We start from the raw sequence: 25275 nt of genomic DNA on the forward strand, positions 1-25275 counted from the left end.
ATGATAACCAAACCTGCGGTTCTCAGTTCTACTTTCATGACTTTTCAGGTGGCCTCGATTATGCAGCAGTGTATTGACATTGCAAGAGCACATCACACTCCTTTTGGAGCCGCTTTGGTCAATGAAGCGGGCAAAGTCCTGGTTATGGCACCTAATACAACCAAGATTGATGGGTCTACTGCTCATGCAGAGATGAACGTACTTAAGGATGCCAATAAGTACCCTGGAGAACAACTATTTCTGATCACTACTTGTGAGCCGTGTCCTATGTGTGCCGGAGCAGCACTTTGGACCAAGGTCAAAGGCATATATTTCGGCGCGTCCATCGAAGATGCAAGTCAATTCATGAAACAAATTGACATTTCCTGCCAGCAAGTCGTTGATGCATCTTGGGTCAATATTCCGGTTGTAAGTGGTATTTTAAAAGAGGAATGTTTGGAACTCTTTCGAAATAGATAGCCTGATTATTCAGGCATTACCAATGCCATAAACATTTCGACCGCTCGCCCTTCCAGCCTCGCGGCAAGGCGGGCGAGAACCTCAGGGCTTGAGAGCTACTGAAAGGGACAATCCTACAAATTAATCTTCCGAAAAGTCGCGATAAAAACCAGGACCATCTCTCGGGGTTAAAACACATGATTCAAAGCTTCCCTTCATCCCATCTGGATATTCAATTCTGGCAGAAATCTGTTTCAGATGTCCTGATTCATCAAAATCAAGTAACTCGTAATTCAATCTAATTCTCCTTGACTTCATGTCAGCCTGTATTTTATCCAAATCCGCCTGAACAAGTTCCGCTGTGAATTTTAGATCCACTACCTCCTTCTGCGTCTGACACCCTGCCATAAGCATGGAAAATAGAACGACAAGGAAAAAATTAGAGCAGGAATGATTCTTCATGATTGTATTTAGAAGTTTTCATTGAAAATAAACGGATCCATGGCTTTCTGCAAAGCAAAACACCGGCGACACCATGAAAAAGAATTGCAATAGGTTCGCCTTTATTAATTAAACAGTTTTTTGAAATACATTTCGATTGAGTTAATTTCAACAAACCAACCATCAAGACACTATACCATGTCTAACAATCGTGCACGGCATTTTCTTGCCCTCTTAGGATCTATATTCTTCATCTTCGCTTGTGCCTCCTCTTGTTGCGAATCCCAAAAAAGAAGAACGTTAGCATCTTTCAAAAAAGGAACGAAACAAGTACCCTATGACCGGGAGACAGAACCTTACACACCAATTGTAGACTCACACGTCCATTTTCGTCCGTTCGGCGGGAAAGAGATTCCTTTCAATAAATTGGTGAATACGATAAAAAGTAATGGTGTACGATTTGTCAATGTATATGGAATCGGGCAAAGAGTCGACATTGACTCTAATTGCATTTACTATTTGGACTGTCCAGGAACATCCGTATTGCCTTCCACGAAAAATGACATGGCAAATGCTGAATCCTACATTCAGGAGCAGCCCGAAGGCATACATCTGACCGTCTCTATGACTTTCCCGGACCTGGCAAATCCGGAGCATATTTTTGAAATCATGCAATTCTACGAGCAGGAATATCGAGGTGTTTTCAAATGGATGGGTGAAGTCAATTTGGTAAAACAGGCTTTGTTAGCTAACCATCATGAACCTGCTGACTCAACTGATATTCCAAATTGGAGTGAATTTATGGCAGAATTGAGAAGCAAAAACATGCCTATCAACATTCATTGTGATCTCGGAAATGATTCTTCGACCTATCATTATACCAAGTATCTTGATTTAATGAAAATGACCTTGGAAACCTACCCTAACAATAAAATTGTCTGGGCACACATGGGGCTCTCTAAGGAACTGACACAACTAGATCCGGATCAGCATATTCAAATCATGAGTGGTTTATTGGAAAAGCATGCAAATCTCATACTAGACATCAGCTGGAGTGTACTGGAAGCGAATTACTTCAGTAAATACCGCGAAAAATACCTTGCCTTCGTAAATGCGTATCCTGAGCGATTCCTACCAGGCACGGACTTTGTCGCCGCCGCCAATAAGCATACTGATCAATATAAAATTGATCTGGATAGTACCAGTCTAATTCACAAAGGCCTAAGCGATGAAGCCTTTAGAAATATCGTTTTAGGAAATAACTATTTTAAGCTACTGGACCTGGATTATGAAGCACCACCAATTGCTCAGCAGACGCAGTGATCTAATTCACCGCTTTCTTCGGTAATAATTCTGAACGATCGCATTCAGGTATCGTCTCGACTCCACATGTTGGAATTCCAGATTTTCGTCCAACTCCCCAAACAAAGAACTCCCACCCCCTAATAAAACAGGAATGGTCGATATGATCAATTCATCAATCAGGTCTTCTTTCAGAAAACTTTGAATGGTAGCTCCCCCATCAATGTACAACCGCTTATGTCCATTTGCATGGATTTCACTCAGCACCTCATTGAGGGTTCCTCTGACCAGAAAGGCATGCTCTTCGTGTTTTGTGGGAATGCTTTCCATGGTCCGACTCAGCACATAAACAGGGATGGTGTAAGGCCAGGGGATATCAAATCCACAGACTGTTTCAAAAGTAGTCCGTCCCATCACTAATGCATCTACCCTGGCAATGAGTTCATTGTAGCCCATGTCATCCTGATCAGGATTGGGAATGGAATGCAGCCAGTCAATTCCTCCATGCTTATCCGAGATGTAACCATCCAGACTGGTCGCAATGAATACGGTATTCATAAGGGTAGATATAAAAAAGTGAAGTTACCTAACTAAATATGAAGCATGCAATTCTTATTGGATAATCACTTATGTTCTGACATAAAAGAATATTCATCTAGAATCGTTCATCTCTATTTTGTTCTTTTGGCCTTAAGCCTGGCAGGCTCTTCATTTTTGGCCGCTTCGGAGGACCGATGACCCAAAAACGAACCGAGTCTACGGTGGAAAAAAACTCTAGAAACCGCGGCGGACCTCTTTGAATGCTGCCCACGCACGATCCTTCGCACACCCCGCCAAACTTTCGGCCCGACCCTCCATATCGCAAGATTTATGGCAAGGTTTTCACTACACCGCACAGAAGAAATTTTTCATTTCTTACACCATCGGTACAAGATCAGGATAGAATTTACGTTAACGAACGAAACCAACAGCAAACGCTGAGAATGATGATGCATGAACATCTCATTGTTGAAAACGTCGACTTCCTAGCATGAAATTCTCGCTCCGATTCTTATCAGCTTTTATTCTTACTGCGGCGATCTATTACAGCATCATCACATACATCAATTATGGACTCTCAGGATTTGGCATGATCCGTTTTGCTGGTATTGCACTTTCAGGATGCCTGTTCTTTTTAGCGATCCGTGACGTACCCTGGATCATTCGGTTAGCACATAAAATGCGCTTGAACCGAATTGAACGACATGGCATCATCGTTTTGTCCTTTTTCCTTTCTGTCGCCCAATTCGTACTCGTCGATGAAGTCTCCGGCATTTACCATGATCATTTACTGGATGAATCTAACCAATCGACTGTTGCCTGGGTGGTAGATTGTGAGGATCCCTACTGTGATTACCAATACAAGGTGGCCGACAGGTTACTCAAACAAAAAATTGAGGTTCCTGATGACGGTTCAGGAGCAAGGGACACCATAACCATTCAATATCACCAAACCAACCCCAACATTTTCAGGCTTGCCGAAGCTTACCATAAACCTTAGGGAAGAATAAAGTATTAACTTCCTGACTTGTGAACTCCAACCTGGTTTTTCAAAATATCTCCAAACACATCAGGCTACAGCAGCGAGAAAAAGAATTCTTTGAGAGTCTGCTCCAAGAGGTTAAATTGAAGAAAAGATCATTCCTACTCCGACAAGGCGATCCATGTCATTTCATCCATTTCGTAAATACGGGTATCCTCAGGGCTTACCATCAAGATGAGAATGGGAAGGAATCTACCATTATGTTTGCTTCCGAAGACTGGTGGATCACAGACATGCACTGTTTTCTCAATCAACTACCGGCCATGGTCAATATTCAAGTGGTACAAGATTGCAGCCTGTTCAAATTGTCATTAAGCGACTTAAATGAATTGTATAAGCAAGTGCCTATTTTCAATACGTTTTTCCGTATCCTCATGGAAAAAGCTTATTGCCGAGAACAACTCCGAACCATTCAAAACTTATGCATTCCTGCCAAAGAACGATACGAAAATTTTATTTCGAAATATCCCTACATCGCTTCAGCGGTTCCTTTGAAACACATTGCTTCTTATCTTGGAATTACTCCTGAATTCCTTAGTACCATCCGAGCTCAAAGGCAGTAATTTCTTAAGGTACCTTATTCTTTTTCAGCACTGAAACACATTGATTTGTTTTAAAAAAAGAACATGCTCATTTTGATTGCAGGGCCTTATCGAAGTGGAACCAATGATGACCCGAAGCTCATTCAACAAAACATGGATAACCTGGAAGCAATGGCATTGCCCTTATTTCGGAAAGGCCATGTGCCTATGATTGGAGAATGGGTGGCACTTCCTATCATGCGACAAGCAGGCTCCAAAGTCATCGGAGACGAAGTTTGGACCGAAGTTCAATATCCGGTGGCTCACCGTTTGCTAGAAAAGTGTGACGCCATTCTGCGTATCCCCGGAACCTCAAAAGGAGCCGACCAGGATGTCGAAGTTGCCAGAAAATTAGGATTGAAGGTGTATTTCAGCCTGGAAGAAATCCCGGATACCGAATGAATGAATAATTTACCCTTTATTATCAAACAATCTATTCCCTTAGGGGTTCTTTCCTTATGGGACTATTCAGTAAGAAATCTCCAAAGGAAAAACTTCAAAAGAAGTACGAGAAGTTGATGAAAGAGGCGTTTGAACTTTCAAAGGCAGATCGCCAGGCAAGTGACACCAAATATGCCGAAGCCGATGCGGTGATCAAGGAAATGGAGGCCATGGCATAATCAGTGCCCCCTATTAACAACTAAAGAACTCCCGTGGCATCATTTTGGCTTGTCAGTAACTATTTACTGATCGAACCTGCCTGCCATGAAATACAAGATTATTGCTTTCTTTCTTGTCACTTTTATAATGTGTCTGGATTGCTATGCCCAGGAAAACCCCAGGAACATCAGCATTCAAACAGGGTTAGCATACAATCAATCCGACCAGGAATTCAACACCACGACCGGCATTGGCGTATTTTTTGAAGCGAACTACCATCCCACGGAAGACCTAAGGTTTAGTTTCAGATTTGAGCCTACGGCCCTTGCTTATGGGGTAGCAGTTTTCCCAGGTGGTTGTACAGAAGAACACAGACGTTTCCCAGGATTTACTTCCTGCAGAGAAGGAGCCAATTATATCCTCAACAGCTACTTAAAAGCACAGTTACTTTTGGGCCAACCAAGATTCGACAAAAAGGACAAACTGATTCAGGGATACATAGGAGCGCATGTCGCAATGCTCAGCCATCAACGCTACATCATCACTTCCCGAGAGCCTGGCAACTGGAGAGATGCGCGAAAGAACGTGACCAATTTTGGTGTGGGTCCTAATATTGGTTACATCCTGGGTCGATGGGACGTTTCTGCTTCCTACAGCTTTGTGGGAACGGAATTTCGAGATTTTCTGGGCCTCAACCTAGGCTACACGATCTGGTACAACAAGAAAAAAGCAAATTAAAAGCCCAAGCGAAAGGCTTGAATCACATTCGTATTATTACCCTCCTTAAAGCGGTAGAGATCAGCTGGCCGGCGTTTACCCGTAGCATCTACCCCTACTTTTTCGATCCGGTCAGACTTCAGAATCTTTCTTCTAAAATTAGGTCGGTCAATCGAACGGTTCAAAATGGCTTCTACCAGTGCGTGGAGTTCAGGCAAAGTGAATTCATGGGTCAACAAATTAGACTCGATGGGCTCATGTGGTAAAGATCGGATCAGGTAATCTCTGGCATTATCCAGGATCTCGGAATGGTCCATCGCCAAAATCTCCCCGCTATTCACCGGAAGCCAGGAAGCAGCTTCCAAAAACTGGGTTGGTTTCAGGTCGATATTTGAGGCGTCTACCAATGCCAGGTAACAAATACTGATGAAACGCCCGGAAACCCACTCGATCAATTCTTTTTCTTGTTCCAACCAAGATGCTTTATTGAATTCTGCTGCAAAAGACCGGTCGGCTTTTCCGAACACAGCAAATTGTCGGAAGAGGATGTCACTCAACCCAGTACTCTCCAGAACAACCCGTTCAACTGTCTCTGTCAAGTCTTCGGATTGTTTGATAAACCCACCTGGTAAGACGGTGATTTTTTCCGACTCCACCTCAATTTCATTGACAATGACCTGCAGTTGCTTGTCTTTAAATCCAAAAATTACACAATTGACGGAAAGCTGAGGAATGGCATCCTTGGGAATGGATTTAAAATGTTCTTTCAGCTTTTCAATCATGAAATGATGAGGTCTCAGACCGTTTCAGGCTCGATTATACAAACTATATCGCAAATAATTTTATATTTGAGTCATAATGACTCAAATAAATTTCTTTGAGCAAACCTGATCTCCATGAAAAAGCGATATAAAATCCTGCTCATCCTTGTGGCCATTCTGACAGTAGCATACTTCTATTTCACACGTGATACACGGGAAATCAAAGTACTGGTCTTTTCAAAAACGACCTCCTTTAGGCACGAATCCATTGCTGCCGGAAAGAAGGCCATTCTTGCCTTAGGAGAAATGCATGGTTTTTTTGTGGATACCACGGAGCGCGCAGATCAGCTCACGGAAGAAAACCTGGCCAACTATAACGTGCTAATTTTTCTCAACACCACAGGTGATGTACTCAATGACGCACAACAATTGGAGATGAACCGCTGGGTTCAGGCAGGGGGCGGATATGTGGGGATACATGCCGCCGCGGATACAGAATATGATTGGCCGTGGTATGGAGAATTGGTCGGAGCTTATTTTGAAAGCCATCCTAATGATCCCAATGTACGGGACGCGGAGATTCAATTAGTCGACAAAAATCATATTTCAACCAGTCATTTACCGGATGTTTGGGCACGCACCGACGAATGGTACAACTACAAGGAGATTCAACCTGAGATCAATGTATTGCTCAACCTCGACGAATCCTCCTATAAGGGCGGGACCAATGGCGAGGAACACCCTATCACCTGGTATCGCGATTTTGATGGTGGGCGTTCATGGTATACCGGACTAGGCCACACGCCCGAATCTTTCGAAGATCAGGATTTTCTAACGTTGTTACTGGGAGGTATTGAATATGCTGCTGGCCCTGGCGTTCCTGTAAATTATGACAATGCCAGCGTGGCTCCCGAAGAAAACAGGTTCCAAAAAGTGGTGCTGGATTCGAATCTGGATGAGCCAATGGAACTCGAAGTACTACCAAATGAGGACTTACTGTTCATTGAGCGAAAAGGTGCTATCAAACTATATAAAGCCGACGAGCAAACCACAAAACTTATCACCACCTTACCTGTATTCAGTGAATTGGAGGACGGACTCCTCGGGTTGGCATTAGACCCGAACTACTCCGAAAACAAGTGGATTTACCTCTTTTATTCACCAGAAGGGAACGAAAGCATCCAACGGGTTTCCCGGTTTTCTTTCGTCAATGAATCTCTTGATCTTGATTCGGAGCAAATCCTTTTGACTATTCCCACACAGCGAGAAGAATGTTGTCACTCCGCCGGTTCCCTCGAATTTGGTCCTGAGGGTCACTTGTTCATAGCACTGGGAGACAATACAAGTCCTCGCGCCACCGGCTATGGCCCAATTGATGAAGGAGAAGGTAGAAAAAACTGGGATGCGCAACGTACCTCTGGGAACACACAAGACTTGAGAGGCAAGATCTTACGAATTCTTCCTCAGAGCGATGGCACCTATACCATCCCGGATGGCAATTTATTTTCAGATGAAACAGAAGGTAAGCCAGAGATCTATGTAATGGGTGTCCGAAACCCTTTCCGCATTGCCATCGATCAGAAAAACGGCAATCTTTATTGGGGTGATGTTGGGCCTGATGCTGGAATGGACAGCACCGGGTTTGGATCCAGAGGATACGATGAAGTCAATCAGGCCAGGGCTGCCGGAAACTTTGGCTGGCCTTATTTCATCGCGGCGAACTTCCCTTATCACGATTATGACTATCCCAACGCAACGAGTGGCCCCCTATTCGATCCTGCCAAGCCCGAAAACAGCTCTCCCAATAACACCGGAGCCCAACAACTTCCCCCCGCTCAACCAGCCATGATCTATTACCCGTACTCGGTTTCAGAGGATTTCCCTCTTACAGGAGAAGGGGGACGAAATGCCATGGCCGGACCTGTATTTTACGAAGACTTATTCCCCGTATCAGAAAACCGGTATCCCTCCTACTATGACGGAAAGTTATTCACCTACGATTGGATGCGTGGCTGGATCATGGCTGTGACTTTCGATGATAATGGAGACATGGAGCGTATGGAACGCTTCTTACCCAACACTAAATTCAACAACCTGATGGATTTGATCAGTGGGCCATCAGGTGACTTGTACGCCTTGGAATACGGTACTAATTGGTTCACGCAAAACATGGATGCACGATTGATTCACCTGGCTTACTCTTCTGCCAATCGCGTACCTGTTGCAAAAGTATCCGCAAGCCAAACCATTGGCAAAGCACCTTTGAATATACAATTCCAGGGCGACGGATCACTGGATTTTGATGGAGATGAGCTCACCTATGTCTGGGACTTTGGTAATGGACAATTCTCCTCGGATGTAAATCCTGGCTTTCAATTTGATGAACCGGGAGACTATTCCGTTTCACTTCAGGTGACCGATCCTTCCGGCGAACAATCTTCGGATCAAATTGACATCAAAGTAGGGAATGATCTACCCAATGTGAGGATCAACTTCACTGGCAATCGTTCCTTTTACTGGAACAACGGCAAACTGAACTATGAAGTGACGGTATCGGATACCGAAGACGGCCAAATCAATGATGGAATTGATCCAAATGAGGTAACCTTCACTGCAGACTATTTGGCACAAGGTTACGATGTGACCACCATCGTTCAAGGACATCAGGCCAATCAGGAAGCTTCTGCCCATGTAGTGGGAAAGTCACTACTGGAAGGATCTGACTGTCAGGCTTGTCATCACAGTGTCAATCAATCGGTAGGCCCTAGCCTTACTGAAATCGCCAACCGATATGCCAGTGAAGGAGATGCCGTGATTAAGACTTTGGCCCAAACGGTGATCAATGGAGGCTCCGGACAATGGGGAGACCTGATGATGGCACCACATCCCCAGTTGAGCGAAAGAGATGCCGAAAAGATGATCAAATTCATCCTTTCGCTCAATGAAGATTTCGTATCGAGTGGGCTCCCGCATCAGGGAACTTATGCTCTGGATCAGCACGGTGCCAAAGAAACAGAAGGCACGTACATTTTCACAGCGTCGTATACGGATCGTGGGGCCAAAGGGGCAGAAGCATTGACCGCCACCGATGTGATTTCCTTGAGGTATCCATTGATACAAGCTTCGAACTTCACCGAAAAGAAGAAAGTCATGACTTTTCTGGTCACCAAAGAAGTTTGGGATGCCGTGGAAGAAGAATTCACGCTAGTCATTCCAAGCCATGAAGGCTTCTTCAAATATGAAGACATAGACCTCACGGGTGTTGGTAGCATCAAACTCACTTTGGCTGTAGCCCCCACCTATTTCTCAGGAGGCTCGCTGGAAGTAAGCATCGATCAGGTAGATGGACCAGTGATCAGTAGGGCCGATTTTGAAGTAGGGCTAACCGACATTGGAGCGGAGGAATTAACCATTTCCCTGGATGCAGTGGATGGAATTCATGACTTGTATTTCAAAGTCAATTGCAAAGATCTATCTAAGGCTTTTGCAGGGTTTGCCACCCTGGAATTTCAACAAAGAAAGTGATCATGAAAAAGGTTTTAAAAATCGTCCTGATCTCAATGCTCAGCCTGATTATCATCCTTGCCGGATTGATGTGGGGCTTCTTTTACAAAGTGAAAAATGGGTTCCCTGTGAGTTACGAAACAGATCAACCCACCCTAAATATTCCAGCAGCATCCACCAGGAGCGTTCTACTTTTCTCAAAAACAACCGGATTCCGACATGGTGAATCCATTGAAGCTGGAAAAGCAGCCTTGCAACAGATGGCCGTTGAGAACAATTGGTTCCTACATGAAACCGAAGCAGGAGGCGTCTTCAATGCTGATCAACTACCAAAGTTTGATATAGTAATTTTCAACAATGTCACAGGCAAGGTCTTTAATATGGAGCAAAGACAAGCCATGCAAGCTTATGTAGAACAAGGTGGAGTCTTCCTTGGCATTCATGGGGCCGGAGATTTCTCTCACCCCTGGGACTGGTATGTCGATGAGTTGATCGGGGCAGAATTCTCCCATCATTCGCTGGACCCGCAATTTCAAGAAGCAGAAATGCGTTTGGCCCCAACTGGACATGCCAGGCTTACCAGACGTCTTCCAAAACGTTGGAGACACACCGAAGAATGGTATGTTTTCTATGATAGCCCAGCAGAAAAGGGAGCTGAGATATTGTACAGTATTGATGGCACATCCATCGACCCAAATGGGAACATGCTTTGGATCAAAGACAAAGATTTTGGCATGGGAAAAGAACATCCGGTAGCATGGTCAAGAAACGTAAAAGGAGGACAGGCCTACTACACGTCTCTCGGACATGCGGGTGCAGTTTGGTCTCAAGAACCTTTTTTACAAATGCTTAAAAATGTGATTGAGCAGTAATGATTGGATAATCCACTAACTTTCTCATTGATAGAAGTTTTTACTTACTCACTGAGAATGATGAAACTGATCTGGATTACGTTTTTGATCGTAGTGGCGTGTAGTCCCAAGAAAACTACCAATACTGAGTCAATAGCTGCATCACCTCCAATTAATGAACCTTCTTTTTCATCAGAAAAGTTTGACGTAAACTTCCCTTCCTTTCTTCCCCAAGAAACACTAAAAAAGGCCGGGACATTTGCTGACAATCAGATGGAAAGTGTAGTCTTAATGAGTCTACTTCCTGATTGTCAGGTTCAGGAAGGAGAAGAACGTTGTTACGAAACGACTGTCCTTTCATCTTACACGGGAGACAGCCTACAAATGGAACATCGTCCCTACCTTGATTCAGTCCTAATTGATGCTGATCGGTTTGGAATGGCCAAAACTTTGGAAGTAGAAGACATAAAGAAACTGCTTCCGGCATTATTCACTAGCGACAAAAAAGAAGACTACAGCTTTTGCTACAATCCTAGACATGCCATCGCCATTTTCAATCCTGACAAACAAATGAAGGGATTCATCGAGCTCTGCTTTGAATGTTCGGAATCCATTACCATCATCAATTCAATCGAACTGCCGGACCTTAGTCAAAATGCACTCAATGAGATCGGGGCATTGTTCCTGGCTTACGGTTTCGAGGAAAAACAAATACAAAGTGACTGAGCCTAAGTCAAAAAAAGGAGCCCGATTCTTATTTATCCTCAATGGGATACTTTTTCTACTGGGAGCATATAGCCTGATTGATGAAGCCAAGTTCATACATGCCACGGTCCAAGGGCTGGCAGGAATCATTAACCTGATCATGTTTGTTCGCACCAGAAATGATCTCCAACAATTTAAGGGTCACCTGATGATCTTCCTGATGAATGTGATCATCTGCCTGATGGTAGCCTATGACCTGCATACTTCAGGAAAGTCTTACATTCAATATGTTTGGTTGCTTTCCGCCTTGTTTTCTATGATTGCCATGGTCATTTTCTACCGAAAGGAACGCGGCAAGCAGTAGGATTCTAATGACATATACAATAAGTTTGATCAATGAGCACCTCAATCACCAGTGCGTTCACAGAAGTAAAAGGCGTCAATATTCACTACAGAACGGCAGGTAGTGGTACTGCACTTTTACTACTCCACGGCTGGCCAACTTCTTCTTATCTGTATCGGGAAATCATTGAACAAGTCTCTGAAAACCATCAGGTGATCGCAATGGATCTGCCTGGCTTTGGAAAGTCCGATAAAAAACTAGAAGACTCCTACAGTTTCCGTTATCATACACGTATCCTTAATGGATTCCTTGAAAATCTTAAGTTGGATAAAGTAACACTAGGTGTTCACGATATGGGTGGCCCGATTGGACTATACTGGATGACCCACCACATGGAGAAAGTAGAACGACTGATCTTGTTCAATACCCTGATCTATCCTAAGTTCTCTTTCATGGTCAAACTGTTTGCCTTCGCGACCATTGCACCTGGAATCAAAACGGCGCTCATCAGTCCCTGGGGAATCAAGAGATCCATGCACTTTGGTGTGTTTCAAAAGGAAAAATTGAACGATGAGATCATTAGAAATTATCAGGAACCTTTTCTAGGAAAAAAAGAACGGTTGTTATTGATCAAAACCGTGCAACGCCTAAGCATGCAGGCCTATGGTGAGATCGCCAAAACTTTACCGAATTTCAAAGGTCCAGTACTGATCTTGTACGGAGAAAAAGACAAAATCCTGCCCGATGTAGCCAAAACCATGACTCGAGCCAAAAAAGACCTACCCCAGGCGATTGTAAAGTCTTATCCCAATGCCGGGCACTTTTTACAGGAAGATGTATCTGAAGAATTGAGTGTAGAAATCAAAGCCTTCCTCAACGCATAGTACATCCTCTCATTTTCTATTTAGGTATAAGGTAACCGTCCGACTCAAAGGCAAATGCTTTGTTACTATATTCTCCGACCATGATCGCCTGTACCAGGGGTTTCACTTCCGGCGAACGAGCATGAATGTCGACCACAAAGTGGGCGCCGGAACCTCCAGTATCATCGTCCCTATCAATCACATAATTGACCGTTGCCATGGGTGATATCGCAATTTGCTGATCTACGAAAGATTTAACCAGTTGTCCATCGGTATTGTAATAATCAATCTTAGAGATGAACAGCGTATCCGTAAAACTGGTATTCCTTAGGCTCAACGTGGCCGCCAAAAGCTCCTTTGGGATATTATCCCCCACATAAATGTCTGAGTAAATAGGAACATAGTAGGTTCCATCAAATTCTACTTCCGATTGCTGAATGGGGGTATCTATTTTTCTGGCCGATAGTTCATCCTGCCCCTTCTCATTAAGATTGGGATTGTTCGTTTGACATGATACCAGGCTCATGATTAAAACAGTGCCAAGAATGGAAATAAAACGCATGTTTTTGAATGAATGGTTAATTCATCATTAAACCGCAAAGACCTTGCTATAGGCGACCAAAATGAAGAAAATAAGAATCATATTTTCTTATCATGATCATAACTTTTTCGAATAAGAATCACATTACCATGCTTCAGTAAAGAAATGAAGAAACCGAATTTCCTATTTTACTGTTAATTCCAATATCCTTGATGAAACATCATCTATTTCACATTTGGACATCAAATCCCACGCCTCAGGTACCTCCTTTCAAGGGGGATTAGTAATCCAAAAATTTTAAGAAGGTAGTCATTCTCGTCAAGTAGCATTGAAATAAGATAGATCAATAGTTCAACCATACCTACCATGTCATTACAAACCACATTCGCTTTCCTCAACGAAATCAAAGACAACAACAACCGTGAATGGTTCAACGCCAACAAGTCCACGTTTCAGGAGGCTCAAACTGAAGTCAAGACATATGTAAAGCAACTGGAGGAGGCCATGCTAACCCATGACACACTGGAAACGGCGAAGACTAAAATTTTCAGGATCTATAAGGACGTTCGTTTTTCAAAAGACAAAACACCTTACAAAACCAGCTGGAACATCAGTTTCAAGCGATTGGGAGCAGACCTCAGAGGTGGATACTATTTGCAATTGAAGCCAGGTAACAACTACATCGCAGGTGGGTTTTTCGGACCTAATCCGCAAGACTTGCTGCACATCCGTAAACACATCAGCCAGGATGCTGAATTTCTGCGAGAAGCAATTGCAGCTACCTCAAAAAACCTGGGCAACATGGAAGGCGACCAGGTAAAGAGTGCACCAAAAGGATTCAGCAAAGAAGATCCCAACATTGACCTTTTGCGATATAAGCAATTCCTTTTCAGAAAGTCATTTACGGACAAGGAAGTGCAAAGTGATCAAGCCGCTCAATTGATCAGTGACGGCTTCAAAGCCTACCGACCTTTCTTCGATGCAATGAGTGAGATCCTTACCACAGATTTGAATGGGATTTCGTTGCTTGATCGGTAATTCTCCTTTGGTCGGAAGCTATACTCTCACCCCACCTCCAAGTGGCGTATTGGGTATTGCACCATCTACCCTACCTTGTTCTACCGGCATAGAAATAGTTTTCAAATGAGGTAATACATGCTTCGCAAAAAGCTCACACTCCTGCTTGTGCGGATAGCCCGAAAAGATGAACGAACGAATCCCCATGTCCATGTACCTATTTATTTTGGCGATGATCTGATCAGGGGTACCGACTAATGCCGCGCCACAGCCGGACCTTCCTTTTCCGATACCGGTCCAGACATTATCTTCAATATACCCATCATCTTTAGCGATTTTACGCATTTCGGCTTGTCTGCTTACTCCGTAGGATTTGGCATCCAGTGCACGGTTGCGCAATTCTTCGCCTTGCTCAATGTCCAGTTTTGAGATGATACTGTCTGCGTAGGCTTTTGCCTCTTCTTCTGTTTCACGAACTACTACATGTATCCTCAAACCAAAATCGACCTTTCGACCATAACCTGCCGCTTTCTCGCTCATGTTTCGCATCAGCCCCTGAAGGTTTTCCTCCGTTTCCGGCCACATCAGGTAAACATCACAATGCTCTGCGCAAAGGTCTACCGCAGGTGGCGAATACCCTCCAAAATAAAGTAACGGTCCTCCTTTTTGGTAGGGCTTTACGGGATTGGTAGGTAGCTTAATATCGTAAAACTGTCCTTTGAAATTGATCTCTTCTTGCGTCCAGGCCTGCTTTAGGATCTGGATCACTTCTCTGGATCGTTCATAACGATCTTCAGAAGAAAGATCCGTTCCCGGTAAATTGGAAGAAATGATATTGATGGTCAATCGCCCTTCCAGGATATGATCTAACGTGGCAATCGCCCTTGCCAACATGGGTGGATGCACCTCTCCACATCGGATGGCCGCTAATAGATTAATTTGCTCTGTCAATGGCGCCACAGCCGATGCAAACGTCAAGGTATCCTGCCCTACCTGATAAGATGACGGGCAGAGGATGTTTCGAAAACCTGCTTTGTCCGCAGTAAGGAGGATCTCTGACGTATTTTTCCAATTACTTTTAAAATCCATGCTGCGCTCACCCAGGTAGCGATCATCGCCATCGCATATTGGAGCAAACCAGGAAACTTCAGCTGCGTCTAGTGATTCAGATCGGATTTGTATACCGTTTGAACTCATGCCTTTTAAACTATACTTGTAATTACTTTATGCTATTTCTTCTCCAGTTGCTGCTTGCCACAAGCTATACCATTCCTCGTGCGTGAGTTGAATCCTCTGGGCATCTTTTGCCGCCTTGATCCGATCAATTTTTGAGGTCCCTAAAACGGGAATTATGCCCGATGGATGCTTCTTTAACCAGGCAAGGAGGACTTGATCCATCTGCGCATTGTACTTTGTGGCCAGGGCTTTTGTCATGTCTTGTAGTGCTTTGATCTGATCGTTGACCGGCTCCTGGAATAACGCGCCGCCACCAAGTGGTGACCAGGCCATAGGGATTATTTTCTTGGAGATACACTGATCAAGAACGCCATTGTCAAAAGCCAGCCGGTTTTGAATGGAGATTTCCACTTGATTGGTGGCCAAAGAAAAATAATCGTTCAGTAAATTGAACTGAGAAACGGAAAAGTTGGAAACGCCAAAACTGAGTACTTTTCCTTCTTGCTTCAACTGGGTAAAAACCTCCGCTACTTCTTCCGGGTCCAATAAATAATCAGGTCGGTGTAGTAGCAAAAGGTCCAGATAATCTGTTTGTAAATACTTTAGTGAGTTTTCTACTGACAACCGAATATGGTTCGCACTGGAATCATATGACTTAAATTGATGATCGGGTCGATTTGGGGCCACCATTTTGATCCCGCATTTGGTGATCAACCGCATCTGCTCTCTCAAATGAGGTTGTTGCTGCAATACCTTACCGAAATCTCCCTCGGTGGTATAATCACCATAAATATCTGCGTGATCAAAATCTTTCAAATCAAGCTCCAGGCAATCCTTAATGAAAGCTTCCATCTGACCCGTCGTAAATTGTTGTCCCCATTTACCGATACGCATGGCACCAATTATAAACGGCGAAACGGATGCTTTTGAAATACTCATATGAACAATACTCTCTTACAATTCTGGAGTAAACATAATGAATTTATTCACCATGTAAACGTTTACATATCCACACAATAAGAAGCCGATTTCTTCCATTCACTAATTCCTGAATAAAAAGAATGAACTGGTCTATGACCAGATTAAAGTAGCATTGAGTCTTAGGCAAGAAGAGTTCATGAATTGAACCTGAAGGTTTAGAACAATCACTCGGTAGAATTACGCAGAATCATCCTGGGAAGTAATACTTGCTGTGCGCAAATAACCTCCTCTGCCTCTATTTGATTGAGCAGTGTCTCGGCAGCCAACTGCCCCATTTGATCACAATTTTGATCAATCGTAGATAAACGAGGAGTTACATGAGCTGAAAAGTCCGCGTTTCCGAAACCGATCACTTTCACTTGGTCCGGCACACGAACATCCAGTTGCTTTAAAACATCGAGTAAATAAAGTGCATGCACATCTCCATGAGCAAAGAATCCATCTATGTCAGGATACTGTTCAAATAGTTGCTCGATCAGTATTTTGTTGGTGGACATGTCCTCGTTGAACTCGATCGACTGCCCGAATACTCCGGATTGCTGACTTACAGCCTCTTCAAACCCTTTCTTACGGGCATTAAAGATAGGAACGCTTGAATGGCCTGCGATGTGAACAAGCTGCCTACATCTTTTATCTATCAGGTGTTGTGTGGCCATAAAAGCTCCTTTGTGGTCATCCAATAGCACTGAATTGATCTGATCCAGGCCCTCTGGCATCCGATCAAAGAATACGAATGGGATCTTGCGATCAATCATTTTCCTGGTCTGACCAAAATCACCCTTTTCTTTAGCGACCGACATCAAGACACCATCTACATTCAATCTTTGAAATGAAGAAAGCACATCGTTTTGACTTTCAGCAGATTCATGTGACTGGGCGATGATCAGGTTATAACCCCGACATTTCAACTTCTTCTCAATCCCATTGATGATCGCCGCAAAAAAGGTATTGCCGATCTCAGGAACAACGACGCCAATGATCTTGCTCTTCCCACTTCTTAAGGCCGCAGCAACAATGTTGTGTTGATAATCCATCTCTTTGGCCACCTTGAGGACTTTATTCCTTGTTTTAGGTTTTACCAAAGGGCTATTATTGAATACCCTGGAGACCGTAGCAACGGAAAGCCCAGCCTTTTTGGCAATGTCTTTAATATTAGCCATAGAAATAGATGCGGCTAAAATACAAGGATTTCCAAAAGCAACGTGGTAACGTTTAATTACAGGACATCAACAAATATTCGGTAGTATTTTACTCTTCAAGTCCTTTCTACCAGTAATCGGCAGCACAGGAAACCACCTTCAGAAATGTTGATTTCAGAAACTAAAAACCATTAAGAATGGCTTACTTTCCAAACTGGAAGAAAGACAAATCCACTGAAATCAGGAGGGATTAACCTTTTTTGTAAGTTTCGTTGATCTGTTTGGCAGTGGCTGCCAACTCCTCTGGGGACAATGACAACTTCAAACGAGTAAAGTTCATGTCATCAATACTATTCATGGGGATCAGGTGTACATGAGCGTGCGGCACTTCCAGGCCGATCACACTCACACCTATTCTTTCACAATCAATCACCGACTCGATTGCTTTGGCTACACCTTTCGAAAAGACCATAATTTTAGACAAAACCTCATCATCCAGATCAAAGAGGTAATCCACTTCTACTTTCGGAATGACCAGAGTGTGGCCTTCAGCAAGTGGATTTATATCTAAAAAAGCCAGAAACTCGTCATTCTCTGCAACGATGTGTGCAGGAATTTCCCGATTGATGATCTTAGTGAAGATGCTTGCCATGATCGTCTTTGATGGTTTGTATTAGATCAGAAAGATATATCTAAGATCTCAAATTCCAACATGCCTGCCGGCGCTTTGATCTCCGCTTTATCTCCAACTTTTTTACCAATCAATCCCGAACCGATCGGCGATTTCACAGAAATTTTATTGGCTTTGAGATCCGCTTCTTCTTCCGCCACCAGTAGATATTTTACTTCCATACCGTTCTTGGTGTTCTTAATGGTCACATTCGAAAGAATGCCCACTTTAGAATTATCCAGACTGGATTCATCAATGATCCGTGCATTGGCTACCAGGTTCTCCAACTTGGAGATTTTCAATTCCATCAGGCCCTGTGCATCCTTTGCCGCATCATATTCGGCGTTTTCACTTAAATCACCTTTATCACGTGCCTCGGCGATCTGCTTCGCCATATCTGCCCTTCCGCGTGTCTTGAGATCCTGGAGTTCGTCTTTCAACTTCTGCAAACCCTCCTTCGTGTAATAACTATACGCCATTTTCAAATGCTTTCTATCCCTTAAAACAAAAAATAACGGTCCCGTTCGGGACCGTTTTATTATCATATCTCTTGATATGAGGACACAAATATAGCAAAAACAGGCTGCTTCACCAATACTATTATCGTCAGAAGCTGAGGTTCGTACCCACAGAATCTTGTTGGCTAAAGCCCAAAAAATGTGGATAAAACCGTGTATATGCACAGTATTCCTAACAAAACCGGAATTACGTAAGTCATGGAAAAATGCAGATAGCGTTGATAAAATGATCCGTGATATCCCGGATATCCTTTACTGAGCTCCTCATCCAAATGACGCTTTTTCCAAACGAATACTGCAAAGCAAACCATCAAGCAACCACCCAGGGGCAGGAAAGTATCGTTTGCTAAATTGAGCATGAAGTCCATAAAATTGGTGGCTTGCTCTGCTCCCATATATTGAATGAATTCTCCAAAGTAATCAGAGGCTCCCTGACTCAGCAAGGACGGAATTCCTACGAGAAAAACAACAAATGCGACCAGCCAGGTGGCTTTCTCCCGCTTAAGCTTTGTGGCCTGAGTCACGTAAGACACAGGAACTTCCAGCAAGGAAATGGTGCTGGTCAGTGCCGCAAAACACAAGAGCAGAAAAAAAGCTGTTCCTACAAACTGACCAGTCCCACCACCAATGGTTCCAAAAATGGCTGGAATGGTAACGAAAATGAGTTCTGGCCCACGACTCACTCCCTCCATCGTACCACCGGACATATGACCAATGAGTGGAAAAATCATCAAGCCGGCCAATAGTGCAATCCCAACATCGGCCAATGTGATCAATGAGGCAGACTTCAGCAGGTTATCTGTGCTTCGGACGTAACTCCCATAGGTAATCAATGCACCCATGCCAAGCGAAAGGGAAAAGAAAGCTTGTCCCATGGCATTGTAAATCACTTTCCCTTCTAATGACGAAAACTTAGGCAATAAATAAAATTGCAATCCTGCCATCGCATCTTCCAGTGTCAATGCATACGCAGCCACTCCGATGATCATGAGGATAAGTACAGGCATCAAGACTTTCGCTACCCGCTCTATCCCTTTGGCAATTCCTCTGGAAACGAAGAAGGAGGTCACGCTCATGAACAATAAGCCATAGAGCCCAATTCTGACATAGTCCGCGGTGTACTCGTCAAATGATTGGGTGATTTGGAAATTCCCACGAACCATCTCGAAGATGTAACCGAAAGCCCAGCCCGCAATCACGTTGTAATACGAGAGAATCACTACTCCAGAAAGGAGTCCTAAAAAACCAATGAACCGCCACTTCGGGAAACCCAGTACCTTAAAAGCATGGACCGGGTTACTCCCGGATTTTCTACCAATGGCGATTTCTACCAACATGACCGGAAGGCACAACGTGAAACAAAAAAACAGATAGACCAGCACAAAAAGTGCTCCTCCACCTTGTCCTACTTCATAGGGGAATCCCCATATATTTCCGAGTCCTACTGCTGATCCAGCCGCTGCCACTACAAATCCCAATGAACCACTGAATTGATCTTTCGCTTTCATGATCTTCTGTGATGTTTTAAGGGTTCGTCTTTAATAAGTCTCAAAATCTCATGCCGAGATCGATAAGTTGCATATGCTACCATGTCTGAAAAATTTTCAAGCAAATTGTAGCGCTGAAGGCCTGAAACAGGGATTTGTCGAAATGGAAATAGCGGCTTGTCAGTAGAAATAGTTACTGACCAACATGGGATTGAGCTAAGTCTATGTCTTTAATTGGAAATGATCACCGCATTTTTAGCCGGTATGGCCAATCTGATCTTTCGTTCTCGTTTTTCCGACATTTCAAACAATGTTTGCCTCAACGGAAGTTCGTGCAACTCTTTATTCCATTGCCCCTTACCATAAAGGCCATCCAGCATACCTACCAGCAATCGCTTGATCTGATTATGGTCCTGAATATCGTAGGAGCGGTTCGTTCGTTCATCCGATTTGGGCTTGATTTCGAGCCAGCCTTCTCCATCGTGAAAGGCTTGAATGAACTTACTGAGCAATTCAAATAAGGCTGGAGATAACTGAAACTCTGCCTGAGTATTTGGAATACCAAAAAACTTCACTCGATGTTCCATTTTGCCAGTGGGATGCTTCTCTTCAATCAGTTGTAATTGTAGGTACTTCGCTGCTGGAATCACATGCTCAGATAGTTCCTTGACCCAGCTCAAGGCCAGGGCAAAAAAGATCATGATCAGAAAGGTTTTGAAGATAGCCGATAGCAAAGCGGGATTGATCTCGAAAGAAGGATGCTTCAGCAGCTGGGCCAGTAAGGTCGTTAAAATACAGGTAAGCGATAACCAGGCCAGCCATTTCAGTCTGCGTTTTTGAAAAGATTCCCAAAGTACTCCTCCCAGGAAAAAAAGTGTGAAAATCCCATAGTAAATATCCGGCTCATAGATTAAGCCAATCTCTCTGGAAAAAAAGACTCGGCTGATGGTGGGTAGGATAGAAAAACCAAATGGAATCAAGACGATGATGGTCCAGGACTTGCTTTTAATCACAGGAGCAATCCGTTCCGGCAAATACCTGAACCAGGGTAAACCCAGAAGAATAAAAAGACTATTGGATAAGGAAAAAACACTCCTCAATCCATTCAAATAGGGGGCATGATCAGGGTTTTGAAAAAAGGAAATGAAGATCACTTCAGTCGCTCCGGACAGGCTCCAGCATAAAATCGAGAGGGCCAACCAGACTTGTCCTAGGTCGCCTTGCTTTTTGCCCAAATGCCACCAAATGGCCAGCAAACCCATGAAGGCAAACAGGCAAACAATCAGTTGCCACCAGCCATAAAACCATAGTATTTCCTGATCGATCGTCATGAATTGATAAATATAGCCTGGTAGGGGGAATTCGAAGGAAAGGAAACCTTGAGACCCAAAATTTGCGTATCAATAAGTAACCAATACCATACAAATGATCATTACTACAACTGAAACACTACCTGACAAAACAATAACCGAGGTGATCGGAATTGCCAGAGGAAGCACTGTACGAGCAAGAAATATTGGCAGAGATATTTTTGCAGGACTGAAAAATATCGTTGGTGGAGAGATAGAAGAATACACCAAACTCCTGGCTCACTCGAGGGAACAGGCCATGCAGCGCATGGAAGATGATGCTCGAAGACTGGGTGCAGATGCCGTGGTGAATGTCCGACTAACTTCATCGATGGTAATGCAAGGGACTTCTGAAATTGTAGCTTACGGAACTGCAGTAAAACTATCCTGATGGACGGATTTTCACTTTTTGTCTTAATCTTATACGGAATGTTGTTCGCTATCGGCTTTTGTATACTCGTTTACCTAATCATTCGTAGGGTAAACATCAAGGATCAGGAAACTTTCGAGAAGCGGGATAATTGAATAGGCGTAAGACAAGCGTCATCCCTGCCTGTCTAGCCGGACAAGGCTGGGATCTTTATAGTTTCTATCCCAGTTTCCTTAAGCAAATTTCGATCATAGGGGAATCTGCTTGCCTGATAGAATGATGAGTATTCATTCTGGAATTTCAGAATCCCGTACAATTATTCTATGAAATACAATCAGAGTCAGGACGTCAATAATTCCTGGAATGACGAAAATCCAATTTATCTGCTCTTAGAATTATTCTTCGAAGACTCGGAAGCTTAAAGAGATCTTCATTTTTATCAGGGTCCTCTTCGAGTGACTCTGATAGGCCTACACAGGGGTTACCGAATCTCCATCCCGATCTTAAACACCGTACGACTGTACCAGAGCTTAAAATCCGTTTCGATCGGTTGATTGAATGGCCCTGTGGTTACGTCTTGCCCCGAAGTGCGTTGAACGAAACGAGCCAAACCGATGTGCCACTTCAAACCTGATTTAGAAGCAAAATGCAATCCGACTCCTGGTTGGAAATGAAATCCACCATTGTGTTCATCGCTAAAGCCACCTTGTGCCATACGGGCAAATCCATATCCTAATCTTGAATCAAAATAGAATCGTGTTTTCGACTTACCCAGGTATTGTCTGCCGTATAAAAAGAGCGTGGTAAATTCATGGGTCATCCAGGTGCTGGCCAAAATAATGTCACTGATGGCCAATCCTGCACCGATACCTATCGATTGGTTAGGATTTGTCCGATACCCCAGGGTCAGGTCTGTGATACCGGTAAAGGTGTCATTGGCTCCTCCTCCTAACATACCCGTCATATAGACGTATATACCATCCTTATAATGGAATTTTCCTCGTCGAAAGAGGCTCATCCTTCGGGCATCAGAAAAACGTCCTATCAGGGCCTTGTTGATGTTGATTGTATCAAGCGTCGATAATACCATGACATAATGCAGCGGATCCTCATCGATCACTTTCCCTTTGAAGATGGACCCGTCTTTATAATAAACGACAGTCTCTTCTGAGGGCTGATTAATTCTTTGGGCATCAACTTCGGAGATCACCAAAATCATAACCAGTACGATAAGGACCTGAACCAAGTATCTTTTCATATCTCTACGCCAAAGGTTAATAAGAGTCTTGAATACCTGATGCGATAATCAATCTCTATTGGAGTATTAAATGGACCAAAACCCCCTTCCGTTCGCTGCCCTTCAGTAGGCTGATAATAAAAAGAAAGTCCCATATTCCATTTAAATTTGCTTCTGGTGGCCGCCTGTATGCCAACCCCAGGTTCAAGATAGACACCACTACTATGATTCCTTTCTCTGGTAGAGAAGCCATATCCGGCCTTAGTATCTACATAAGGCCGCAAGTTATTCTGATTGACATAATAGCGTCCGTAAGCATAAGGATTAACAAACGTGGTGAAAACCCAGGTATTTTGAGTCACCAGTGCATCTGATTGGGTAATGCCCAAACCAAAACCTAGCTGCACTTTTTCTGATAACCGCTTTCCAAATGTCATATCCCCTTTGTTAGTTACTTCAGCATTATAAGACCGAAAAGCATAACTCACATGAACAAAAAAGCCGTCGGTTTTGTGATATCGGTCGCCTTTAAGGGAGATCGAATTGGCAGGATCAAATGTTGAGATACCAGCAATTTTATCTTTATCAAAGATCACCGTATCGCCGGTGGCGATAATCATTTCAATGTGATACCCGGATTCATCAATTTTCGTTCCGCGGAAAATTGACCCATCCTTTAATTGTACTCTGGTATCAGGCTTTTTCACCTGGGGCTCGGTTTGCCCGAAAACCCCAAATGAAAAAGTGACCAGAAGAACGAACCATATTGATCGTTCCAATGGATTAAAATGCTATTCTACTGATCTCTTCCTGTATATCTCCACCTTGAATAAGGTATTGACTAAAACCTTCAGGTCCGGCAATCTGTACGATGTTGGTGTACTGTGGATGTGCCAACACATCATACGCCTGAATGCTGCGATCATGTTCGATCAATCGGAGGTTTCGTCGGTCAGAAGCGTCGAAGATCTTAAGGCCATTCGCGCCTTCACCAACGTATAATCGATCGCCGATCATGGTCAGGCCATATGGGCTTTCCATGTCAATTTCCTGTAACTGGTTCACAAACGTCAAATCAGATACATCCATGACGATCAGTGCATTATCATCTCCAGGGCAGAAATTATCATCTCCGGTACGAAGGGTTGCATAAGCTACATCACCATCCACAGGCAATACAGGATCGCAAGAAGTCATGTGCGTAAAGGTTGACTCACGCTGAGGATTTGAAGGATTTTCAACATTGAAAATGTCTACAGAATTTCGGGTTCCGATGAATAGACGATCCTGGAAAGGATATACAGTTTCCATTTGCCACCCGATCGTTTCAGAATAGATCTGACGGAAGCTACCCGTATTGTCGTAAACACTCAATCGGGTATTGCCAATCACGTAAACATATCCGTTCATCTCAGCGATTCTATTGATAGAACCGATCGCTGAATTACTGCTTCCAGCAAAAGAGGTAGGAACTGCTGAAGGCGGAATCAGGTTTTGCTCGTAATCGTAGTAAAGTGGTCCGCTTGAATTGATGATTTGACCATAGATATCATCATCTTTATTCACCTTTTCGGTGACTTTCTCAAATTCAAAACCAATTAACGTCTCTCCCTCAAAATTGGTCAACTCGGAGCTGATCGCATTTTCAAGACGAGTCTCTAATCTCGGGGCCATCGCATCGCTGATGTCAATTTTCACCATGTCATAGAAGCTCTCAGCAAAAACAGTATTGTCTTTGACGAAAAACTCACGGTTACCCGGAATATTCAAAAACCCGATGGCAACCGGATTCTCTGTATTCGCATTATTGAAGACGTGAATTCCTTCACCTTCTTCACCGATCAGCAATAATTCCTCATTGCTAAACAATTTTCCAGCATTAATGATGGCTCCACGCGGGCCTTCAGCTACAGGAGTACTTCGGATCGCAGCCAAATCACCGTAAATGGCGGTTCCTTTGGTGTATGTGACGGTTACGTCGGCAGTGTCGGTACATCCTACAAGGACGACCATGACGGCCAAAAAGGCCAGTTTAATTGTCTTCATAAAAGCAGGTATTTAGTATTGAGAAGAACGTTTGCGTAAAAAGTGTATTATTAAAT

28 protein-coding genes are annotated in these 25275 nt (G+C 43.6%); 14 read left to right on the top strand and 14 right to left on the bottom strand.

The window, feature by feature from the left end:
• Positions 1-459 carry a nucleoside deaminase gene (locus R8G66_23385; GenBank protein MDW3195339.1) on the top strand — a complete coding sequence of 153 codons (459 nt, stop codon included), beginning with the start codon at positions 1-3 and terminating at the stop codon, positions 457-459.
• Positions 460-579: 120 nt separating this feature from the next.
• On the opposite strand, the gene R8G66_23390 is transcribed toward R8G66_23385, so the two are convergent.
• Entirely contained in the window at positions 580-846 is a 267-nt protein-coding gene (locus R8G66_23390) for a hypothetical protein (protein ID MDW3195340.1), read from the bottom strand.
• Positions 847-1077: 231 nt separating this feature from the next.
• Here R8G66_23390 and R8G66_23395 point away from each other — a divergent pair, with 231 nt between their 5' ends.
• Positions 1078-2202, top strand: coding sequence for an amidohydrolase family protein (locus R8G66_23395; GenBank protein MDW3195341.1), 1125 nt, complete (start codon positions 1078-1080; stop codon positions 2200-2202).
• A gap of 6 nt (positions 2203-2208) precedes the next feature.
• Here R8G66_23395 and R8G66_23400 read toward each other — a convergent pair whose 3' ends face one another.
• Positions 2209-2739: a dihydrofolate reductase family protein gene (locus R8G66_23400; GenBank protein MDW3195342.1), complete on the bottom strand. Its 531-nt coding sequence runs from the start codon at positions 2737-2739 to the stop codon at positions 2209-2211.
• Between the two features lie 472 nt (positions 2740-3211).
• Between R8G66_23400 and R8G66_23405 the strand changes: the two genes are divergently transcribed.
• The 5 genes from R8G66_23405 (at position 3212) to R8G66_23425 (ending at position 5682) form a co-directional block, all read left to right on the top strand.
• Positions 3212-3721, top strand: coding sequence for a hypothetical protein (locus R8G66_23405; GenBank protein ID MDW3195343.1), 510 nt, complete (start codon positions 3212-3214; stop codon positions 3719-3721).
• Positions 3722-3750: 29 nt separating this feature from the next.
• On the top strand, positions 3751-4326 hold the full coding sequence (locus R8G66_23410; GenBank protein MDW3195344.1) for a Crp/Fnr family transcriptional regulator: 576 nt from the start codon (positions 3751-3753) through the stop codon (positions 4324-4326).
• A 63-nt stretch (positions 4327-4389) separates the two neighbouring features.
• Entirely contained in the window at positions 4390-4746 is a 357-nt protein-coding gene (locus R8G66_23415; protein ID MDW3195345.1) for a DUF4406 domain-containing protein, read from the top strand.
• Between the two features lie 56 nt (positions 4747-4802).
• A complete protein-coding gene (locus tag R8G66_23420) occupies positions 4803-4964 on the top strand; it encodes a Lacal_2735 family protein (protein MDW3195346.1) in 162 nt (53 codons plus the stop codon).
• Between the two features lie 85 nt (positions 4965-5049).
• Positions 5050-5682 (top strand): hypothetical protein, encoded by a 633-nt coding sequence (locus R8G66_23425; protein ID MDW3195347.1) that lies wholly within the window; start codon positions 5050-5052, stop codon positions 5680-5682.
• Here the strand turns inward: R8G66_23425 and R8G66_23430 are convergent.
• Entirely contained in the window at positions 5679-6443 is a 765-nt protein-coding gene (locus R8G66_23430) for an NUDIX domain-containing protein (GenBank protein MDW3195348.1), read from the bottom strand. The genes R8G66_23425 and R8G66_23430 overlap by 4 nt on opposite strands.
• Before the next feature lie 114 nt (positions 6444-6557).
• Between R8G66_23430 and R8G66_23435 the strand changes: the two genes are divergently transcribed.
• Genes R8G66_23435 through R8G66_23455 form a run of 5 tightly spaced genes read left to right on the top strand, consistent with a single transcriptional unit; the run spans position 6558 to position 12709 of the window.
• Complete coding sequence (locus R8G66_23435) at positions 6558-9947, top strand: ThuA domain-containing protein (protein ID MDW3195349.1); 3390 nt, start codon at positions 6558-6560, stop codon at positions 9945-9947.
• Positions 9948-9949: 2 nt separating this feature from the next.
• Entirely contained in the window at positions 9950-10798 is an 849-nt protein-coding gene (locus R8G66_23440) for a ThuA domain-containing protein (protein MDW3195350.1), read from the top strand.
• Positions 10799-10855: 57 nt separating this feature from the next.
• On the top strand, positions 10856-11503 hold the full coding sequence (locus R8G66_23445; GenBank protein MDW3195351.1) for a hypothetical protein: 648 nt from the start codon (positions 10856-10858) through the stop codon (positions 11501-11503).
• On the top strand, positions 11496-11846 hold the full coding sequence (locus R8G66_23450; GenBank protein MDW3195352.1) for a hypothetical protein: 351 nt from the start codon (positions 11496-11498) through the stop codon (positions 11844-11846). Before R8G66_23445 ends, R8G66_23450 begins: the two co-directional genes overlap by 8 nt.
• A gap of 32 nt (positions 11847-11878) precedes the next feature.
• Positions 11879-12709 carry an alpha/beta fold hydrolase gene (locus R8G66_23455; protein MDW3195353.1) on the top strand — a complete coding sequence of 277 codons (831 nt, stop codon included), beginning with the start codon at positions 11879-11881 and terminating at the stop codon, positions 12707-12709.
• Between the two features lie 16 nt (positions 12710-12725).
• On the opposite strand, the gene R8G66_23460 is transcribed toward R8G66_23455, so the two are convergent.
• Complete coding sequence (locus R8G66_23460; GenBank protein ID MDW3195354.1) at positions 12726-13214, bottom strand: DUF3124 domain-containing protein; 489 nt, start codon at positions 13212-13214, stop codon at positions 12726-12728.
• 381 nt (positions 13215-13595) lie between these two features.
• Here R8G66_23460 and R8G66_23465 point away from each other — a divergent pair, with 381 nt between their 5' ends.
• Entirely contained in the window at positions 13596-14267 is a 672-nt protein-coding gene (locus tag R8G66_23465; GenBank protein ID MDW3195355.1) for a DUF2461 domain-containing protein, read from the top strand.
• Positions 14268-14285: 18 nt separating this feature from the next.
• On the opposite strand, the gene R8G66_23470 is transcribed toward R8G66_23465, so the two are convergent.
• From R8G66_23470 to R8G66_23500, 7 genes are all read right to left on the bottom strand, one after another.
• On the bottom strand, positions 14286-15443 hold the full coding sequence (locus tag R8G66_23470) for an LLM class flavin-dependent oxidoreductase (protein MDW3195356.1): 1158 nt from the start codon (positions 15441-15443) through the stop codon (positions 14286-14288).
• A 27-nt stretch (positions 15444-15470) separates the two neighbouring features.
• A complete protein-coding gene (locus R8G66_23475) occupies positions 15471-16361 on the bottom strand; it encodes an aldo/keto reductase (protein ID MDW3195357.1) in 891 nt (296 codons plus the stop codon).
• A gap of 206 nt (positions 16362-16567) precedes the next feature.
• Complete coding sequence (locus R8G66_23480) at positions 16568-17563, bottom strand: LacI family DNA-binding transcriptional regulator (GenBank protein ID MDW3195358.1); 996 nt, start codon at positions 17561-17563, stop codon at positions 16568-16570.
• Positions 17564-17792: 229 nt separating this feature from the next.
• Positions 17793-18194 (bottom strand): HIT family protein, encoded by a 402-nt coding sequence (locus R8G66_23485; protein ID MDW3195359.1) that lies wholly within the window; start codon positions 18192-18194, stop codon positions 17793-17795.
• Between the two features lie 26 nt (positions 18195-18220).
• Positions 18221-18691, bottom strand: a complete 471-nt coding sequence (gene greA, locus R8G66_23490) for a transcription elongation factor GreA (GenBank protein ID MDW3195360.1) — start codon at positions 18689-18691, stop codon at positions 18221-18223.
• A gap of 164 nt (positions 18692-18855) precedes the next feature.
• Positions 18856-20238, bottom strand: a complete 1383-nt coding sequence (locus R8G66_23495) for a sodium-dependent transporter (protein MDW3195361.1) — start codon at positions 20236-20238, stop codon at positions 18856-18858.
• Between the two features lie 209 nt (positions 20239-20447).
• Entirely contained in the window at positions 20448-21548 is a 1101-nt protein-coding gene (locus R8G66_23500; protein MDW3195362.1) for a hypothetical protein, read from the bottom strand.
• Between the two features lie 94 nt (positions 21549-21642).
• On the opposite strand from R8G66_23500, the gene R8G66_23505 reads away from it, so the two are divergent.
• Positions 21643-21957, top strand: a complete 315-nt coding sequence (locus R8G66_23505) for a YbjQ family protein (protein MDW3195363.1) — start codon at positions 21643-21645, stop codon at positions 21955-21957.
• 460 nt (positions 21958-22417) lie between these two features.
• Here the strand turns inward: R8G66_23505 and R8G66_23510 are convergent, their stop codons facing one another.
• The 3 genes from R8G66_23510 to R8G66_23520 all read right to left on the bottom strand — a co-directional run bounded on the left by R8G66_23510 (position 22418) and on the right by R8G66_23520 (position 25219).
• On the bottom strand, positions 22418-23194 hold the full coding sequence (locus R8G66_23510) for a hypothetical protein (protein MDW3195364.1): 777 nt from the start codon (positions 23192-23194) through the stop codon (positions 22418-22420).
• Positions 23191-23880 (bottom strand): hypothetical protein, encoded by a 690-nt coding sequence (locus R8G66_23515; protein MDW3195365.1) that lies wholly within the window; start codon positions 23878-23880, stop codon positions 23191-23193. Before R8G66_23515 ends, R8G66_23510 begins: the two co-directional genes overlap by 4 nt.
• Before the next feature lie 76 nt (positions 23881-23956).
• The gene (locus tag R8G66_23520) at positions 23957-25219 is read right to left on the bottom strand and encodes a hypothetical protein (protein MDW3195366.1); all 1263 of its coding nucleotides are present in this window, start codon (positions 25217-25219) and stop codon (positions 23957-23959) included.
• Positions 25220-25275: the final 56 nt, after the last annotated feature.

The organism is Cytophagales bacterium, assembly GCA_033344775.1.
Lineage (GTDB): Bacteria > Bacteroidota > Bacteroidia > Cytophagales > Cyclobacteriaceae > JAWPMT01.

Bases quoted from the DNA above. Each gene is read 5' to 3' on its own strand.
- R8G66_23405 (MDW3195343.1), top strand. From the start codon at position 3,212: ATGAAATTCTCGCTCCGATTCTTATCAGCTTTTATTCTTACTGCGGCG.
- R8G66_23435 (MDW3195349.1), top strand. From the start codon at position 6,558: ATGAAAAAGCGATATAAAATCCTGCTCATCCTTGTGGCCATTCTGACA.
- R8G66_23420 (MDW3195346.1), top strand. From the start codon at position 4,803: ATGGGACTATTCAGTAAGAAATCTCCAAAGGAAAAACTTCAAAAGAAG.
- R8G66_23465 (MDW3195355.1), top strand. From the start codon at position 13,596: ATGTCATTACAAACCACATTCGCTTTCCTCAACGAAATCAAAGACAAC.
- R8G66_23440 (MDW3195350.1), top strand. From the start codon at position 9,950: ATGAAAAAGGTTTTAAAAATCGTCCTGATCTCAATGCTCAGCCTGATT.
- R8G66_23415 (MDW3195345.1), top strand. From the start codon at position 4,390: ATGCTCATTTTGATTGCAGGGCCTTATCGAAGTGGAACCAATGATGAC.
- R8G66_23425 (MDW3195347.1), top strand. From the start codon at position 5,050: ATGAAATACAAGATTATTGCTTTCTTTCTTGTCACTTTTATAATGTGT.
- R8G66_23390 (MDW3195340.1), bottom strand. From the start codon at position 846: ATGGCAGGGTGTCAGACGCAGAAGGAGGTAGTGGATCTAAAATTCACA.
- R8G66_23455 (MDW3195353.1), top strand. From the start codon at position 11,879: ATGAGCACCTCAATCACCAGTGCGTTCACAGAAGTAAAAGGCGTCAAT.
- R8G66_23470 (MDW3195356.1), bottom strand. From the start codon at position 15,443: ATGAGTTCAAACGGTATACAAATCCGATCTGAATCACTAGACGCAGCT.
- R8G66_23385 (MDW3195339.1), top strand. From the start codon at position 1: ATGATAACCAAACCTGCGGTTCTCAGTTCTACTTTCATGACTTTTCAG.
- R8G66_23505 (MDW3195363.1), top strand. From the start codon at position 21,643: ATGATCATTACTACAACTGAAACACTACCTGACAAAACAATAACCGAG.
- R8G66_23495 (MDW3195361.1), bottom strand. From the start codon at position 20,238: ATGAAAGCGAAAGATCAATTCAGTGGTTCATTGGGATTTGTAGTGGCA.
- R8G66_23520 (MDW3195366.1), bottom strand. From the start codon at position 25,219: ATGAAGACAATTAAACTGGCCTTTTTGGCCGTCATGGTCGTCCTTGTA.
- R8G66_23485 (MDW3195359.1), bottom strand. From the start codon at position 18,194: ATGGCAAGCATCTTCACTAAGATCATCAATCGGGAAATTCCTGCACAC.
- greA (MDW3195360.1), bottom strand. From the start codon at position 18,691: ATGGCGTATAGTTATTACACGAAGGAGGGTTTGCAGAAGTTGAAAGAC.
- R8G66_23510 (MDW3195364.1), bottom strand. From the start codon at position 23,194: ATGAAAAGATACTTGGTTCAGGTCCTTATCGTACTGGTTATGATTTTG.
- R8G66_23475 (MDW3195357.1), bottom strand. From the start codon at position 16,361: ATGAGTATTTCAAAAGCATCCGTTTCGCCGTTTATAATTGGTGCCATG.
- R8G66_23480 (MDW3195358.1), bottom strand. From the start codon at position 17,563: ATGGCTAATATTAAAGACATTGCCAAAAAGGCTGGGCTTTCCGTTGCT.
- R8G66_23445 (MDW3195351.1), top strand. From the start codon at position 10,856: ATGATGAAACTGATCTGGATTACGTTTTTGATCGTAGTGGCGTGTAGT.
- R8G66_23460 (MDW3195354.1), bottom strand. From the start codon at position 13,214: ATGAGCCTGGTATCATGTCAAACGAACAATCCCAATCTTAATGAGAAG.
- R8G66_23500 (MDW3195362.1), bottom strand. From the start codon at position 21,548: ATGACGATCGATCAGGAAATACTATGGTTTTATGGCTGGTGGCAACTG.
- R8G66_23430 (MDW3195348.1), bottom strand. From the start codon at position 6,443: ATGATTGAAAAGCTGAAAGAACATTTTAAATCCATTCCCAAGGATGCC.
- R8G66_23395 (MDW3195341.1), top strand. From the start codon at position 1,078: ATGTCTAACAATCGTGCACGGCATTTTCTTGCCCTCTTAGGATCTATA.
- R8G66_23400 (MDW3195342.1), bottom strand. From the start codon at position 2,739: ATGAATACCGTATTCATTGCGACCAGTCTGGATGGTTACATCTCGGAT.